At 37.8% G+C, this 17,687-nt stretch carries 12 protein-coding genes; all 12 read right to left on the reverse strand.

Features of this window, described 5'->3' with window-relative positions:
- Nucleotides 1–36: 36 nt before the first annotated feature.
- Nucleotides 37–756, reverse strand: coding sequence for an RNA polymerase sporulation sigma factor SigE (gene sigE, locus MHH64_RS15665; protein WP_095308507.1), 720 nt, complete (start codon nucleotides 754–756; stop codon nucleotides 37–39).
- A 13-nt stretch (nucleotides 757–769) separates the two neighbouring features.
- Nucleotides 770–1,690: a sigma-E processing peptidase SpoIIGA gene (spoIIGA, locus tag MHH64_RS15670; protein ID WP_340002004.1), complete on the reverse strand. Its 921-nt coding sequence runs from the start codon at nucleotides 1,688–1,690 to the stop codon at nucleotides 770–772.
- Nucleotides 1,691–2,669: 979 nt separating this feature from the next.
- The gene (gene ftsZ / locus MHH64_RS15675) at nucleotides 2,670–3,824 is read right to left on the reverse strand and encodes a cell division protein FtsZ (protein ID WP_095308505.1); all 1,155 of its coding nucleotides are present in this window, start codon (nucleotides 3,822–3,824) and stop codon (nucleotides 2,670–2,672) included.
- Nucleotides 3,825–4,014: 190 nt separating this feature from the next.
- On the reverse strand, nucleotides 4,015–5,298 hold the full coding sequence (ftsA, locus tag MHH64_RS15680) for a cell division protein FtsA (protein WP_095308503.1): 1,284 nt from the start codon (nucleotides 5,296–5,298) through the stop codon (nucleotides 4,015–4,017).
- Nucleotides 5,299–5,697: 399 nt separating this feature from the next.
- Nucleotides 5,698–6,510 (reverse strand): cell division protein FtsQ/DivIB, encoded by an 813-nt coding sequence (locus MHH64_RS15685; protein ID WP_118888960.1) that lies wholly within the window; start codon nucleotides 6,508–6,510, stop codon nucleotides 5,698–5,700.
- 197 nt (nucleotides 6,511–6,707) lie between these two features.
- Complete coding sequence (gene spoVE, locus MHH64_RS15690) at nucleotides 6,708–7,820, reverse strand: stage V sporulation protein E (protein WP_240033748.1); 1,113 nt, start codon at nucleotides 7,818–7,820, stop codon at nucleotides 6,708–6,710.
- 139 nt (nucleotides 7,821–7,959) lie between these two features.
- The gene (murD, locus tag MHH64_RS15695) at nucleotides 7,960–9,309 is read right to left on the reverse strand and encodes a UDP-N-acetylmuramoyl-L-alanine--D-glutamate ligase (RefSeq protein ID WP_340002005.1); all 1,350 of its coding nucleotides are present in this window, start codon (nucleotides 9,307–9,309) and stop codon (nucleotides 7,960–7,962) included.
- Nucleotides 9,309–10,292: a phospho-N-acetylmuramoyl-pentapeptide-transferase gene (mraY, locus tag MHH64_RS15700; RefSeq protein ID WP_095308499.1), complete on the reverse strand. Its 984-nt coding sequence runs from the start codon at nucleotides 10,290–10,292 to the stop codon at nucleotides 9,309–9,311. Before mraY ends, murD begins: the two co-directional genes overlap by 1 nt.
- A gap of 109 nt (nucleotides 10,293–10,401) precedes the next feature.
- Entirely contained in the window at nucleotides 10,402–11,772 is a 1,371-nt protein-coding gene (gene murF, locus MHH64_RS15705) for a UDP-N-acetylmuramoyl-tripeptide--D-alanyl-D-alanine ligase (protein WP_095308498.1), read from the reverse strand.
- Nucleotides 11,772–13,247, reverse strand: a complete 1,476-nt coding sequence (locus tag MHH64_RS15710; protein ID WP_095308497.1) for a UDP-N-acetylmuramoyl-L-alanyl-D-glutamate--2,6-diaminopimelate ligase — start codon at nucleotides 13,245–13,247, stop codon at nucleotides 11,772–11,774. The genes murF and MHH64_RS15710 overlap by 1 nt, the downstream gene beginning before the upstream one ends.
- Nucleotides 13,248–13,399: 152 nt before the next feature.
- Nucleotides 13,400–15,334 carry a stage V sporulation protein D gene (locus tag MHH64_RS15715; RefSeq protein WP_340002006.1) on the reverse strand — a complete coding sequence of 645 codons (1,935 nt, stop codon included), beginning with the start codon at nucleotides 15,332–15,334 and terminating at the stop codon, nucleotides 13,400–13,402.
- Between the two features lie 101 nt (nucleotides 15,335–15,435).
- Entirely contained in the window at nucleotides 15,436–17,685 is a 2,250-nt protein-coding gene (locus tag MHH64_RS15720) for a penicillin-binding protein (protein WP_251658671.1), read from the reverse strand.
- Between the last annotated feature and the right edge of the window lie 2 nt (nucleotides 17,686–17,687).

The following is a 17,687-nucleotide window of genomic DNA, read 5'->3' on the forward strand; positions in this document are numbered from 1 at the left end:
ACTGTAAAATGTTGATGAAAACCTTATAAAATATGGCTACACCATTTTATTAAATTCTTTTTTCAATCTGCGAATAATCTTTTTTTCTAAACGTGAAATATAGGATTGAGAAATTCCAAGCATATCCGCAACATCCTTCTGGGTCTTTTCCTCTTGACCAATTAATCCAAAACGCAGCTCCATGATTTGTTTTTCACGGGCATTTAATTTTGATAATGCACTTTTCAACAAAGTTTTATCCACATTTGATTCGAGGTTTTTTGTAATTATATCTTCATCCGTACCGAGAACATCGGACAATAGAAGCTCATTCCCATCCCAATCGATATTTAATGGTTCATCAAATGAGACTTCCGATTTAAGTTTATTATTTCTACGCAAGTACATAAGAATCTCGTTTTCAATACATCTTGATGCATAGGTTGCTAACTTAATTTTCTTTTCTGGATTGAATGTATTTACCGCTTTTATTAAGCCAATTGTACCTATGCTAATTAAGTCCTCAATATTGATACCTGTATTTTCAAATTTACGTGCAATATAGACGACAAGGCGAAGGTTACGCTCAATCAGCATCGCTCTCGCTGCCTTGTCGCCTTTCGGTAATAGGATTAATAATTCTTGTTCTTCCTGTTTCGAAAGGGGAGGAGGCAATGCTTCACTTCCACCAATATAGTAGACTTCTGATGACTTTAATCCTAATTTAATTAATAATTTGTACCAGCGCAATTTCAGTTTGATTTTCCATAGAGCCATACTCTCCACTCCCTTATGCTGTTTGTATAGTAGCTAATTTAATGATTTGCGGATGCAATAAACAATGATAGCTTCGATCCCTAACTAATACGCCAAACTGAATACCGATTAGTAAATTGCTTGTTGTAAGCTTCTGACTCCCATAATGTATTTCAATATGATCTGGCCTAATCGCTAAGAGGAAACCACTTTTTCCTTCAACACCTTGATACGGAATCATTTGTACTTTGTGCTGCCATTTTTCTGGAACTTGATCAAGTGCTAAATGATGATGCACTTCCTCTAATTGCTTCCATTCTTCTTCAGAAAACCACTGCTTCAAAAATATTTCATCACAAATAACTACTGCCCTTTTCGTTAGTGGATCAACTAGCTGATTACCGCTATCAATAAACCCTTTGGTCATAAATGAATTGTTATTCATTTGAATGGTCACTTCGCATAATTGGTCATAACGAATTTTCTCACTTGCATGCTCGTCCATACGGTGCTTTGTAAAATACCATACGATTGGGAATCCGATTAAGATAAACAGCCAGCTAACTGGATCACCATATCCTTTATTAAATGTTAAAATTCCATTGCCTGTAATTGACACAGGGTTTGCAAGCATAAAGTATATCCCTGTCAATCCACCTCCAATTGCAAATGATGTAAAGTAAAATAATAATAATAATTTCATCATGCGATAAAAACCTGCATATCCGAAGGTACATAAGATAATAAAGAATGAATAAATTAATTTACCCAGTACCCCATTTATAAAGGAGTCTGGAAAAAATAGCGTAATGGGTACAATTAATGAAGCGATAAATGCCCCAAAAATGATTCGTATTTTCCCTACTGCATCCCTTGCTAAAGCTTTTGTAAGCATTAACAGCATTAAATCCAGAAAAAAATTCAATGCCCAGACGGCATCAAGATAAATGGTCAATTTCTCTCTTCCTTCCCGGCAAATCATTTTCGGAATATTTATTTTCAGGAGGTATTTTCATAGATAATCGAAACCCCAGATTTGAGGAATTACTAACGAGTATAGTAGAGTGCGGAAGCAAAGTCTGTCACTTCTTGTGTGCGTATAAAAGCTAATTTTCACTATTTGTCTATAAGTTTGTCGGGGATAATTTGTCTCTTTTAAAGCTAACGTATATTCATACGGATTGTCTGTCTATCGATTTTTGCGTTTTATGTCAAATACTTCTAAAATCAACATGCATAAAAATAGCGCTAAACCAATATAACTGGAATTGTATAATTCTTCCTATATAAATACAAAGCCTTCACATATTTACGCTTTGTGATCTGCTGCGCTAACGTAAACTAACACTATTCTAGATGCTTCATCACATTTGAAAGAAAATCCGAACTAGTGAATATTTGCTTAATCTGTGGAACAATCGCCGTCCGGGATCGCTCCGGGCGGATGCTTTCCGTGGGCACGGCTTCAGCCTCTCCGGAAGAAAACCACTTCCTGCGAGTCTTCAGACACGTGCTGTTCCCACAGGAGTCACCGCCCTACGCTCACCCGGACTGGTTAGAACAACATTTTTATTTTGATAAACCATGTTAGTATAGCCAGTGAGCCAGCACTAGCGGAGGAAACACACGTAGACTTCTGCGGGATACGTGGCCAGAGTGAGACTCTGAAGAACGGAGTTCGAAGAGGCTCACGGGTCACCCGCGAAAAGCGTAGTGTGTTTCCGGAGCGGGTATTCGCACAATCTCTCAATGCGCATTAATTAGAAGTTTATATTAATTGTAAAATAGAGAATATGTTCATCACGCCTCGAGGGCAATGTTAAGGATTGTTTTGGAGGAATCTATGCCGGGTGGTGAATAGAGGTTATGGAATTGAAAATAGAGCAGATGAATGTAGCTCATCTGCTCTATTATGTCTTCGTACAAGTTATTTTTTATCGATTACGGTTTCGATTTCTTAAAAATGTAGGAATATCAAGCTCGTCGTCCTCTTGTCTAACACGAGGCTGTGGCTGTTGTTGCTCACGCTGCTCGCGCTGCTCTCTTTGAACAGGTTCTTCCCTCGTGGCAGCATGCTGGTTATGACTAGCCATAGGACGATGCTGTTTTTGCTTAATTTCTGCTTTTGGTTGTACAGTCTCATCAAAACCTGTTGCAATTACTGTAACAACAATTTCATCATTTAGATTCTCATTAATAACGGATCCAAAGATAACGTTCACTTCTTTATCTGCTGCTGAAGTAACTAAATCTGCAGCTTCTTGAACTTCATAAAGGCTTAAGTTCGTACCGCCAGTAATATTCATTAGGATACCATGTGCACCATCAATAGAAGTCTCCAGTAGTGGAGATGAAATTGCTTTTTTCGCAGCTTCTGTTGCACGCGTTTCACCAGTTGCAATACCAATTCCCATGAGAGCAGAACCTTTATCAAACATAATTGTTTTAACATCAGCAAAATCAACGTTAATTAGACCTGGCTTCGCAATTAAATCTGAGATACCTTGTACACCTTGTCGTAACACATTATCTGCTTCACGGAATGCTTCAAGCATTGGTGTGTTTTTGTCTACAATTTCAAGTAAGCGATCATTTGGAATTACGATTAATGTATCGACACTTCCTTTAAGTGTATCAATTCCAGAAATTGCTTGGGTAGAGCGTCTTCTTCCTTCAAAAGAGAATGGACGTGTTACAACACCTACAGTTAATGCTCCAAGATCTTTAGCAACTTGTGCAATTACAGGAGCAGCACCAGTTCCAGTTCCACCACCCATTCCAGCAGTTACAAATACCATATCAGCACCTTGCAATACTTCTTCCAGCTGTTCTTTGCTCTCTTCGGCAGCTTTCTTTCCAACTTCCGGATTTGCACCTGCTCCAAGACCACGTGTCAGTTTACCACCTATTTGTATTGTTGTTTCTGCTTTAGACAAATTCAAAGCCTGAGCATCAGTATTTACCGCTATAAATTCTACACCTTCAACACCATGCTCAATCATTCGGTTCACAGCATTGTTTCCACCGCCACCTACACCGATAACTTTAATTGTCGCTAATTCCTCCATATTTGTATCAAACTCTAACATATTTCTTTCCTCCTAATGTGCAAAATTACAAGAATACCAGAAGCTAATTTCAATGTGATCTTTTTAGAAAACTTGGCGTTTGCCAGGCTTTTAGGCAAATGACTTCGTTGCACTTATGCAAATAATAAAAGTTTTATATTTTTTATCTGTCAAAAAGTTCCATTACCTTTTGAATTCACATCAGTTATTCTTAATCAAAGAAATACTTAAATAAATTAGCAAAACTAGAGTCTTTTTTCTTATTCTCTTTCGTTTCTTTTTTGACCTTTGGCTGTTTTTGCGGTCTTTTTGGTTTCGGTTCTGTTGTATCTTCAACTACAGATGGATACAAATCTTTTCCTTGTATCTTCGCATTATGATAAGCGAACTGCAATATTCCAATACCTGCTGTATATTGTGCTTCTCTTACACCTATGTAATCTGGGATAGCAACGCGTACATTTGATCGGAATAAGTCCTCAGCAAGCTCAAGACTTCCTGGCATCGAACTCGTTCCACCAGTCAATACATACCCACCTGGAAGCTCGCCGTAACCCATTTTTCTAATTTCTCTTTCTACATAAGCATAAATTTCTTCCAGTCTTGCTTCAATCATATCAGAAATTTGCAGCTGATTATAGGTTTCTCTTGTGTTGCTTCCAATGATTGAAACTTCAAATGTTTCTTCTTCAGAAGCATGATCATAAAATGCATGTCCATAATTCAGTTTAATATCTTCTGCTTCTTCTGTAGATGTCCTTAGACCGATAGACAAATCCTTCGTAATATTATCTCCACCTAAGCTAATAACACTTGTTGAAATTAGATGGTCGTTACCAAAAACTGAAACGGTAGTACAGCCACCACCCACATCAATTAGAGCAACCCCCATATTCTTTTCATCTTTTGAAAGAGCAATCGTTCCGGCTGCAAGTGGCTGAAGGCAAATATCGGACACTTGCAAGTTAGCACGTTCTACACATTTTAAAATATTATGTAGTACTGTCTTTGAGCATGTAATAATTGTACCTTCCATTTCCAACCGAACGCCAATCATACCACGCGGATCCGTGATTTCATCCAAACCATCTACAATAAATTGTTTTGGAATAACATCAATAATTTCACGTTCTGGTGGAATTGAGATTACCTGTGCTCCGTCGATGACTCTTGTCACATCCTCATCACCAATTTCACGGTTTTCGCTTTGAACTGCTACTACCCCATGACAAGGCTGTAATTGAACATGACTTCCGTTTATACCAACGACAACACTTTCAATCTGCATCCCTACCATGCGCTCAGCTTGTTCTACCGCGTTTCGGATTGAATGAACCGTTTGATCGATATCAACAACTGCACCTTTTTTCATACCATTTGATTTAGCGGTCCCAACCCCGATTATATTCAATGAATCGTTCAAAACTTCTCCAATAATGACTTTAATCGCTGTTGTACCTATATCAAGACTTACTAATATTTCACTATTATTCAACGAAAGGCACCTCCAGAATCAGAAACTTCCAGTATTACTGTCGTTTCTATGAACTTCCTTTTTTATCTATTGTATAATCTACTATTTTATAGGAAATCAGTAAAAAAATAAAACATATATAGGTTATTCCACAAAAGGTGGCAATATCCCTTCTTAACGCTTTAAAAAAACTAAATTCCTCTAAAAAAATGTGTTCAAAAGAGAAAGAAAAGACCCAAGTCTACTAAAGTCATAATTCCTGGGGAGTTTTGGCCCCACTGCAAGACCAATACGAGTACGGCTTATGCATCGAAGGTCGATATGTCCTTTTCCCTAGGCTTTTGAACAACCTTTTATGAGTATCTTATATATCTTTCGTAAACACAACTATTTATATGACTTTCCTACCACAACATTTATTTATTCGGATTCTGTTGATTCCTCATTGTCTGGAATTCCTTCTATTTCTGTCATATCTTCGTCCTCTTCCTGATTAAAAGACTCAAAGTAGATACCGACTCCAATATGAATGATCCCTTTTTCCTCTGGATCAAGCTGTGCAACAATTGACGGATAAACTTCCATTTTTTCAGCAAAGTCGCGAATCGTTCCTTTTACAAGGTAACCATCATTCATGTATAAAAGCACCGTATTTTTATTTTCATCAGTTGGGATCCAATGGATTTCCGAAATAACATTCCTGATGCTACCAGGGAGTTCCTTTAGCTCCTCTGCCATTCTATGTAGATATTCCTCATCATCAAACCCATAAATTAGCGGAGCTTCGCCATTGAACGTCCCATTCGTAACATTTAGAATTTCACCATTACCTAATACTGGTTTATACGCTGTTTCGTTACGAATATATCCAATGATTTGCTGTTCTTTTACATGAATATCAATTGTCCATGGTAATTTTCTACTTACTTTTACAGACTCTAATATAGGGTTCTTATTTATTAATTGTTCAGTTTCTGCTCGGTTAATTGTCCATATATTTGTATCAGTCGTTAAATTGCTACTTTCGATAATCTCTTCATCTGTTACATACGTATTTCCATTCACGGCAATTGTTTTAATATGACTCAATGGTGATTGTAAATATACGATGATAGATATCAAGAAAAAAAAGATTGAAAGATAAAATATAAGTCGACGGTTTGCTTTTTTCTTACGTGCTTGTTTCAATTTTGGAATACGATCCTCAATCGAAACAATATTCTTTTTACTCATCCCCATTTCTTCCTTTTTACATTTATTTACGTTAGCAAAAGAATAAAACGGCAAATCTTAAAGCCGTTTTTATCTGTTACATGAATTATATCATAAAACATAGCGGAAGATGTAGTGTACTTACCATACTTTATCAAGTTTTTCCAGTTACAGGGCTGTGAATTTTTTCCAAGCAAGGAACGGAAAAGAACTTCACCTTAAATCTTAGAATATATACTAATATTTAGCAAAACGCCAACAGAGCATAAAGTCAATGTTAAAGATGAACCACCATAGCTTAGAAATGGTAATGTAATCCCTGTAACTGGAATCAGACCAATCACAACACTTATATTAATCATCGCTTGTACTGCAAGCATTCCTGCAATTCCAAGTGCTAGAAAACGTCCAAATAGATCTGGTGCTTCGAGTGAAATTTTAATTCCCCTCCATAAAAGCAGGAAAAATAGAACAATGATAACAGTTCCGCCAATAAATCCAAGTTCTTCACCTAATATAGCAAAAATAAAATCAGTTTGTGGCTCAGGTAAATAAAAATACTTCTGCAAGCTATTCCCTAATCCTAATCCCATTAAACCACCTGGTCCAATCGCATATAAGGACTGGATAATTTGAAAACCATCCCCAAGTGGATCCTCCCACGGATTTAGAAATGCCGTAATTCGACTAATTCGATATGGTGCAGATGCGATCAAGCCTACAAAACCGAGCATTCCAATTGCAGCAAGACCAAAAAAATGTGTTAACCTTGCACCAGCAGCAAAAATCATAATCATACATGTAAGGACAAGAACCATTCCTGTTCCAAGGTCTGGTTGCAGCATAATTAGACCAAAAGCAGTAAAAACAAGTAAAATACATGGAAGAAAGCCTTTTTTAAAAGAAGTTATATATTTTTGATTTGCAGAAAGGATCGCAGCCAGAAAAATGATTAGCCCGAGCTTCATAAATTCGGATGGTTGAATACTAAATGCCCCCACCCCTATCCAGCTCTGTGCTCCACCTCGAACCAACCCTACTCCAGGGATTAAGACAAGCAGTAATAATATAAAACAAAATAGCAGTATTAAATTTGCATATTTTTTCCACGTATAATACGGAATGACCATGAAAAAAAACATCGCAACCACTCCTGCACCAGCAAAGAGAAGCTGTCTTTTTAAATAGTAAAAGGAATCATTAAATTTGTAATCAGACCATACGTAGGATGAACTGTAAACCATGACAATCCCAACGACTAATAAAATAACGATTATAAAAAGCAAAGGCAGATCTGGCCTTTTTTGCTCCTTTAGTAATTTATTTAACAAAAAAACACCCCTTTTCCAATTTTGGATCAGGGGCATTTGTAGTATGCTCTATATCGTTTTAATAATTAAGACTCTCGGTATAGATATCTTACTTCTGTTCAATGTTTATGACCAACCGAATCATTTTTTGTGTTTGCCCCTACATTAGCTTATGCACGGCTTGTACAAACATGTCTCCTCTTTCTTCAAATGTTCGATATTGATCCCAGCTTGCACACGCTGGTGACAAAAGAATAACTTCATTTTCCTCTGAAATCGAATATGCTGCATGGACTGCATCTTCGACATTCTCAGATTCAATTACTTTTTCTATCCCAACTTCAGCGGCTAACTCTTTTAACTTGCTTGCAGTTTGGCCAAATACAACCATAGCTCTAACATGTTTCAGGTGTAGCTTCAAATCGGTAAATTCATTCCCCCGATCAAGTCCACCTGCTAAAAGAATCGTCGGTTGTTTAAATGAATCTAATGCTTTTTGAGTCGCCAAAATATTTGTTGCTTTTGAATCGTTGTAAAATAATCGTCCATTAATATTTTCAACAAATTGTAAACGATGCTCTACTCCGGAAAACGTCGTTAATACACGATAAATACCTTCATTTGTTGCTCCATTTAACTTTGCAGCAGCAATTGCAGCTAATATATTTTGCAAATTATGCTCTCCGACCAAAACAATTTCTTTCAATTCGATGATTTTTTCATTTTTAAAATAAACATACTTGTCATCGATCCATGCACCAGCTTCAAGCTTTTGGTGAACGGAAAAAGGAATGGGTTTTGCACGTGCGTCCTTTACTTCCTCTGCAATAGCTTTATCCTCAGCATTATAAATGAGGTAGTCATCCTTCGTCTGATTTCTAAAGATATTAAACTTTGCCTGCTTATAATTGGACAACGTTTTATGGTAATCCAAATGTGCTTCAAATATATTTAATAAGATTGCTGTTGTTGGTCTGAATTTTTCAGTCCCTTGTAGTTGAAAAGACGATAATTCAAGCACAAGAGCTTCATCATCTTGCATGGATTGCACTGCTTCTGTAGCAACAATCCCAATGTTACCAGCCACTCTAACTGGCCGTTCGCTTTTCTTAAGCATATCCGTTACCAAAGTAGTGGTTGTTGTTTTCCCATTCGAGCCTGTCACTCCAATTATTGGACCGTCAAATAAATAATAAGCTAATTCAATTTCCGTAATAATGGGAATATCTCGTCTTATTGCTTCTGCAACAATCGGATTATCATAGGATATACCTGGATTCTTAATAACAAGATCCATTCCATCTAAAATGGAAATAGGATGGGAGCCTATTATAACTTCAGCACCCATCTCTTTCAGTCGTATAACAGTCTCATCCTGCTCTGTTGCTTGCTTATCATGAACTCGAATAGTTTTATCATTTGCTAAAAGGGCTTCAGCTGCTGCTGTTCCACTTCTTGCAAGTCCTAAAACTACAATGTTAGAATAAGGGAATTCTGTTAATCTCTTCATTATAAGCCCACCTCAATATAAATGCCGAGTGCGGCAAATAAAAGTCCTACTAGCCAAAATGTCGTCACAACCCGCCATTCTGACCAGCCGAGCAGTTCATAATGGTGATGTAATGGACTCATTTTAAATACACGTTTTCCTGTTGTCTTAAATGAAATAACCTGAATAATTACAGAAAGTGTTTCGATAACAAAGACGCCACCAATAATTACTAACAGAATTTCCATTTTCAACAAAATAGAAATAGCTGCAATCGCTCCTCCAAGCGCGAGTGACCCTGTATCTCCCATAAACACCTTTGCTGGGTGTGCATTAAATACCAGAAATCCAAGTAATGCCCCAACCACAGCCAATGCAAAGATGGCTGGTTCGTTTTGACCAGTACCATACCAAGCAAGGATTGCAAATGCTCCAAACGCAATAGCAGCTGTACCAGCTAGCAGTCCATCTAAACCATCCGTTAAGTTTACAGCGTTAGAAGCACCGACAAGCATGAATATGATTAATAGTGCATAGCCCCAGCCTAGTTCCCACTGAATATCCGTTCCCGGTATTTGAACCGCTGTTGAAAATCCTTGACTACGTAAAATAAAGTAAAATACAAGTGCAATAACAATTTGCCCAAGTAACTTTTGCAATGATGTTAAACCAAGATTTCGTTTCATCGCTACTTTTATAAAATCGTCGAGAAACCCGAGTAACCCATATCCAAAGATAACAAAAACGAGTAGCCATAATTCATAACCAATTCCAGATTCATCTACTCTTGCAGCCATTATAATTGACGTAATAATAACACTAAATATAATCATAATACCGCCCATTGTAGGGGTACCCGTTTTTTTCAAATGTGATTTTGGTCCTTCTTCTCTAATGCTTTGCCCAAACTTTAATCTTCTTAAAAATGGAATCAATATTGGAGATAAAAGAACGGTAATGAGAAATGCAATCGCTAATGTGATTAATAAAACAGTTAAATTCACTTTCTTTCCTCCTCATACATAACCGTCCAAATAGATTGGATGAATCAATACGTTTCATTTATTTTTTAGGTTGTACTTTTAGTAAAATTTTATCTTGCCTTGTAGTAATCTAATTCTCATCAGTAGTAATAGCTTCGATCATTTCTTCAAATTTTAACCCTCGTGATGCTTTAAATAATATTAGTGAATGTTTTGTTAAATAGGGGTTAAGTGCCTGAACTAAATCTTCCTTCGATGCAAAATGAGTATATTTTAGATTAAGGCTCTTCGCTTGAACTGCTGCTTGAATCCATTCAGCATGGACTCCATATGTAAAGAGCACAGTGATAGGTGCTTCAATTACTTCGGCAACCGACTCATGAAATTCTCTTGCACGATCTCCTAGCTCAAGAATATCACCGAGCACTAACACCTTCTCCTCAAATCCATTCATTTGTTTCACTACTTCAATAGCTGCCTTCATTGAAGTTGCGGATGCATTATAAGCATCATTGATGATGGATACATCATTTATGCCTTTTAGTAGTTCAAACCGCATTCCAGTTAGCTCAAGGTTTTGCAAAGCTTGCTTGCTTTTTTCTGCATGAATGTTTAAAAGCTTGCCTATAGCAAGCGCAAATACAGCATTTTTTGTATGGTGCTTGCCAAAAAGTGGAACTTGATAAGTCATGCCATCGGAAAGCGTGAATTCTGTTCCCGTTGTATGTATCTTAACCTCTGAAATTTTATAATCATTTTCTGCACCAAAGCCACACGCAATTTTTTTCTGGTTTATGTGTTTCTCACGGAGCAACGGTTCATCACCATCGATAATTAGTACTCCATCTTCATCCAAACCATTTACAATCTCCAGCTTCGCTTTAGCAATACCTTCACGTGATCCCAAGAATTCTATATGTGACTCACCGATATTTGTAATTATTGCAACATCTGGTCTAGCTATACGTGTTAATAAATCAATTTCCTGGAAGTTACTCATACCCATTTCTACAATTAATGCTTCGGTATTTCGATCCATTGATAAAATTGTTAATGGTAATCCAATATGATTGTTGAAATTTCCTTTCGTAGCATGAGTTCGATAAGTCGTTTTTACAACAGCGGAAGTCAGATCCTTCGTTGTTGTTTTACCATTAGAGCCTGTTATTCCGATTACAATCGGATCAATCTCAGTCCTGTAAGCAGACGCTAAATCCTGAAGTGCACTCAGGGTGTCTTTTACAAAGTAAATTGGAAGGTTTGGCAGGATGTCATCTGGCAAATGCTTGCTTTCATCCCAAATAATAGCACAGGCACCATTGTCAATTGCTTGTTTGACAAATTCATGTCCATCAAAGTTCTCTCCAACAAGCGGAACAAATAATAGACCTTCCCCCTTTGCTCTGCTATCTGTCGTTACTTGTTTTATAGTTATATTGTCTTGTATTCCCCCTTGATTAGTGGGGAATTGTTTAGCTAACCAATTTGTAGTAAATAACATCAATATTTCTCCTTATTGCGAATTGCTTTTCTCGCTACTTCTCGATCATCAAAATCATATTTCGTATGTCCAATGATTTGATATGTTTCATGTCCTTTTCCTGCGATAAGTATTATATCCTCTGAAGTAGCTTGCCCGATAGCCTGAGAAATCGCTGCTTTCCGATCAACGATTACGTCATAACTACTACTTTCCTCTAACTCAGCTGTCATATCATCTAAAATCGACTGTGGGTCTTCTGTTCTTGGATTATCAGATGTAAAAAATGCATGATCTGCATATTTTACTGCAATTGATGCCATTAGCGGACGTTTCGTACGATCTCGATCTCCACCACATCCAACGACCACATATACATTATTCTTCGCAAATTCCCTTGCAGTTTGCAACACATTTTCCAACGAATCAGGTGTATGCGCATAATCAACAATGACTGCATAACGCTGACCTTCTACAACTGGCTCAAAACGACCATTTACACCTTCTAGCTGCTCAAGTGCCGTTTTAATAGTCGTTAATGATACATTAGCAGCTATTGCCGCTGTACTTGCAGCTAGCATATTATACACATTAAACATACCAATTAAACGACTTGAGATTTCAATATCTCCAACCGGTGAGGTTAACGTAAAGGATGTTCCTGCAGCGTCAAGCTGAATTCCGTTAGCCATAACAGTAGCTTTATTATTACAACCGTATGTCATTACATGCTGCGCAGTACTGCGTTTTAATAAATCACTTGCCGCATCATCGGAATTTAAAATAGCAAATTTCCGTTTCTTTTCATCATAGCTATTTCCTAACTGTGAAAACAATAAGCTTTTAGCTCGAAGATAATCTTGTAAATCGGAATGATAATCTAAGTGATCTTGGGATAAATTGGTGAATACGGCAATATCATAATCACACCCGTATACTCTCCCCATATCCAATGCGTGGGAAGAAACTTCCATAATAGCCTGATCTACATTTTCTCCAAGCATCTTGTGGAATGTTCGTTGCAGGCTTAGAGCATCTGGAGTTGTATTCGAGATCGAATATGATTCCTCTCCAATTTTCAGCTGAATCGTTCCAATAACGCCAGTTTTTTTCATCTGTTGTTTAAAAATCTCTTCCAACAAATACGTAACTGTAGTTTTACCATTCGTACCAGTAACTCCGATTAATGGCAGTTTTGATGTTGGGTAATTAAAGAACTTACCTGCGAGCATGGATAACGCCCGATTCGTATCGTCTACCAAAATAACTGGAACAGGAGCTTCAACAAGTTTTTCAACAATTAGCGCAACGGCTCCTTGTTTTACTGCATCGTCTATAAAATCATGACCATCAACTGTGAATCCAGGAATACAAACAAAAACACTTCCTTGTTTTACTTCTCGTGAGTCCATTTCAATACCATCGACTTTTATTTCATCAATCATCGATGTTGTTTTATAAAAAGGTAACACATGTAGTAATTCATCTAAATTCATAGCAAACACCCTATCTATTTTATATCCAACATATGTATTCTACATAATTGTATTTTTTAAGAGGGTGCTCTCCACCCTCTTTTATATAGTTGTCTTAATTTAGAAGCATTTACTGATTTTTACTTCCCTTATTATAGCAAATTTCCGTCCAATTAACGATGTTTTTCATCAGATAAATAAATTCTGACGGTAGATCCTGGTTCCAGTTTTGTACCTGGTTTTGGAGACTGGTCCGCAATATATTCACCTTCTCCATTAGTCTCAATCGTCAAATCAAGTAAATATTCGGCCAGCTCCTGTTTCGTTTGTCCTATCATATCTGGAACTTCGACTTTTGGCTGTTCCGGCCATAGATAGTCTTTTTCCAAACCGTCATCTCTTGGCTTAACTTCCATTGCTCTTAAACTGTCCCCGATGATTGTACCTACAATCGGCGCAGCGACGACACCACCAAACTGGATGGTGTTTTTCGGATTATCTACTGCTACATAGACAACAATCTCCGGATCATCCGCTGGCGCAAACCCAATAAACGAAACAATGTAATTATTTTCTAAATAGCCACCATTTGGACCAACCTTTTGCGCCGTTCCCGTTTTTCCACCAACACGATAACCATCTACATATGCAGGCCGGCCTGTTCCTTGTGCAACTACACTTTCTAGTGCACTGCGAACTTCATCAGAAGTACCGCTTGAAATCACACGCTGTTTCATATTCGGCTCTACCTTTTCAACGGTTTCACCTGTGACCGGATCTATCCATTCTTCCGCTATATATGGTTCATATAGATAGCCACCATTAATCGCAGCAGCAACTGCCATCACCTGCTGGATCGGTGTAACAGAAACCCCTTGCCCGAATGAAGTAGTGGCTAATTCGACAGGACCTACATTTTCAGGATTAAAGAGTATCCCATTGCCTTCTCCTTGTAAGTCTATTCCCGTTTTCTTTCCAAATCCAAACGCATCAATATACGAAAACAATTTTTCTGTTCCTAGGAGTTGGCCGAGATTTACGAATCCCGGGTTACATGAATTTTGAACAACTTCTAAATAGCTTTGATGTCCATGTCCTCCACTTTTCCAGCAGCGGATTTTTGCGCCACCTACCGTTATATGCCCAGTATCATGATATGTGTCTTCTTCAAGGTCAACCACTTTTTCCTCTAATGCTGCAGCAAGTGTTATTATTTTAAAAGTCGAACCAGGCTCATACGTACTCCAAATCGGTAAATTCCTACCAAATATCGATGCATCTACATCCTGATAATTTTCCGGATGGAAATTTGGACGGGTTGTCATGCCGAGAACACCGCCGGTTTTCGGAGTAACAGCTATTGCCAACGCTCCATCTGGATTATATTTTAAAACAGCTGCATCTAGTTCTCGCTCCATAATAGCTTGTACCTTGGAATTAATTGTTGTCTTTAAATTCAAGCCATCTGTTGGAGGTTTATAAACATCCGCTAAATTATCCAGCCTTCGTCCTTTCGCATCCGAATAGAAAGAGAGGCTTCCAGGCTCGCCAGCAAGTTTATCTTCATACGACAACTCCAGTCCCATTAGTCCTTGATTATCAATCCCTGTAAAACCGAGAACATGAGATAAGTCATCTCCATATGGATAATGTCGTTTTGAATCCTTTGCCAAGTATATACCTTTCATATTCAATTCCCGTATTGCTGTTTCTTGTTCTTCCGAAATTTTAATTCCTTCCGGTCGAAAGCTTACACTCGATTCATTTTTCGTTAAATTTTCTAAAACCTTTTCCTCTGGCATGCCCAATATTTTTGCTAACTTTCCTGCAGCATCTTCTGGTTCCTCTACTTGTCGCGGAATCGCGATTACCGAAGGCGCAGTAACATTCTCAGCTAAAATATCTCCTTCTGCATCCAATATGTAGCCACGTTCTGCTTGAAAACTAATATCCCGCGTCCAAAGGTCGTGTGCTTGTCCGGTTAATCGTTCACCCATAACAAATTGCACATACCCTAATCGAATAATAATAATCGCCAATAGAAGAAGTCCCAAAAGAAAAACAGTGACGATTCGTTTTTTTACTGTAACAGTGGATACACGTTTCATTCTCCATCCCCTTTTCCCAGGCTGGTTTGTAATCACTATATGAGTAAAAAAAACTGAATAGAACACTGTTTAACTACATAACTGTTATTCGAAGACTAAATTTACTCTTCTTGAGACGTGGACTCGTCTGATATTCCCTCCGTACCCTCTTCATTATTATTTGTTTCTTCATCTTTCTCCTCATTTGGAGGTAATAATTCAATTCCTAAGTAATCATTCTTTTTAAGCGGAGTTCCTTTAGGTATGTTCTGAGTCACTACATATCCATTACCAAATGTCTCTGTCTTTAATTGCATTAATTCAGCTAATTTCATTACATCTCTTAGAGACCATCCGGTAATATCGGGCATCACAGGTTCATCTGTAACTAGAATAACACGCTCACTTGGAAATACCGTTTCTCCTTCCTCAACACTTGCAGAAACAATGGATTCTCCGTCCCCTACCAGGGAGACTTCTAACCCTTTATCTTTCAGTTCCGCAACTATTTCTGAAGAATTCCCGCCAACTACTTTAGGAACGGTTAATTGTTGGACGACATCTTTTTCTTCGTTACTTGGATCGATATTTAAATAGTGCAAGCTATTTTCCATTACATTTTTAAAAATAAACGAAACTGGAGCAGACCTAGCTTCCGTTGGTTCTAACTCAGGCTGCTGTACAGAAACATACATCATTAGCTGCGGATCCTCAATTGGAGCCATACCAAGAAATGAAAAGACGTAGTTTTCTCTTCCTGTTAAATAACCAGGTCCATCAGGGTTCGGTATTTCAGCTGTACCACTTTTTCCGCCAACTGTATAATCATCTAGCTGATATGATTTCCCGGTACCATTTTCCCCATTAACGACCGAATCTAGTAATTCTAGCACTTGCTGTGAAGTTCCTTCTGATATTGGCTCACCAACCACTCTTGGTTCCTTCTGTTCTATCGTTTCACCAGTTGATGAGTCAACAATTTTATCGATGACATAAGGCTGAAGCATCTTTCCGCCGTTTGCAATTGCTGTCGCTGCCTTCATTTGCTGGATTGGTGTTGTTGTACTTCCTTGACCAAAAGCAGTTGTAATTTTTTCCAATGGCCAATTGTACAAAATCTGTCCACTTACCTCTCCCGGCAAATCAATACCTGTTTCTTCGTCAAAATCAAAAGCGTGTAAATACTCTAAAAATGTATCAGCACCTAGTTTTTCCCATGCAAGCTTTGCAGCTGCAACATTGGAAGAACGTTGGAAGCCTTCATCGTAGGAAATCGGTCCCCAGCCTTTCCCACCATTGTGGTCATTAATCTTGTTAATCTTTTCATTTGGCTGATAGCTTCCTGATTTAAACTTTTCTGCACCATTATAAACCCCTTCTTCAATCGCTGCTGCCCAAGTAAACATTTTAATCGTAGAGCCAGGTTCAAATGGAGTGGAAATAACATCGTTATACCAGTTCTCAACATTTGTTGGATTGTTAGGATCATAGCTTGGGCGACTACTCATCGCTAACACCTTTCCTGTTTTCGGATCCATAACAATAGCAGTCATTTTCTTAGGATTGTATTGCTCATCAACCTGAGATAATGCTTCTTCCATTAAAGTTTGAATTTTTTGGTCGATTGTTAAATAAACATCATCGCCGTCCTCAGGTAGGTGAATGATTTCCTTGGGATCCAATAACTTTTTATTGTATCTATCCCGCTGATAAGAAATATAACCTTGTTTTCCACCAAGAAGTTCATTCATTTCATTTTCCATACCAGCTATCCCAACAATTTCATCTCGTATTCCTTCTTCTGTTTCAACCTCAGTTTCCCGAGCAAAGCCAATGATATGAGATGCAAACATTCCATTAGGGTAGTACCTTAAGGCTTCCTCTTCAAATTGAATACCTGGAATATTTAATTCTTCAATCTCATCTTTTTTCTTTTGCGGAATCTCTTTACCGATTTTACCAAACTCTACTTGGAATCTATTATTCTCAAGCCCTCTTTTCAAAGGATCTAGTATATCACTTACCTCTACATCTAAAAGAGGCGCCAATATTTCTGCAGTTTTTTGTGGATCTTCTACATGCAGGGGCGCCTCTGACTTTTCAGAATACGTTTCATCAATAATTGCATACATTCGATAAGTTGGTCTATCGTACGCAAGTACCATTCCATTGTTATCGTAAATCTTTCCTCTTTCAGCACTTAGTGTAAAGGATGAGGTCCGTTTTTGTTCGGCCCATTCCTCCAATGAAACACCATTTATTTCGCCTGTTGCCTGGATGTATATAAACCGTCCAGTTAGAATTAAGAAAACAGCGACAAAGATAATGATGAATACTCCCGCCATCAAATGCGTTGTCTTGTTTTTATTCATAT

This window comes from Oceanobacillus sp. FSL K6-0127 (assembly GCF_037983385.1).
Lineage (GTDB): Bacteria > Bacillota > Bacilli > Bacillales > Amphibacillaceae > Oceanobacillus > Oceanobacillus profundus.

Coding starts and splice junctions, on each gene's coding strand:
- sigE (WP_095308507.1), bottom strand. CDS start 756: ATGGCTCTATGGAAAATCAAACTGAAATTGCGCTGGTACAAATTATTA.
- ftsZ (WP_095308505.1), bottom strand. CDS start 3,824: ATGTTAGAGTTTGATACAAATATGGAGGAATTAGCGACAATTAAAGTT.
- MHH64_RS15685 (WP_118888960.1), bottom strand. CDS start 6,510: ATGAGTAAAAAGAATATTGTTTCGATTGAGGATCGTATTCCAAAATTG.
- murD (WP_340002005.1), bottom strand. CDS start 9,309: ATGAAGAGATTAACAGAATTCCCTTATTCTAACATTGTAGTTTTAGGA.
- murF (WP_095308498.1), bottom strand. CDS start 11,772: ATGTTATTTACTACAAATTGGTTAGCTAAACAATTCCCCACTAATCAA.
- MHH64_RS15710 (WP_095308497.1), bottom strand. CDS start 13,247: ATGAATTTAGATGAATTACTACATGTGTTACCTTTTTATAAAACAACA.
- MHH64_RS15715 (WP_340002006.1), bottom strand. CDS start 15,334: ATGAAACGTGTATCCACTGTTACAGTAAAAAAACGAATCGTCACTGTT.
- MHH64_RS15720 (WP_251658671.1), bottom strand. CDS start 17,685: ATGAATAAAAACAAGACAACGCATTTGATGGCGGGAGTATTCATCATT.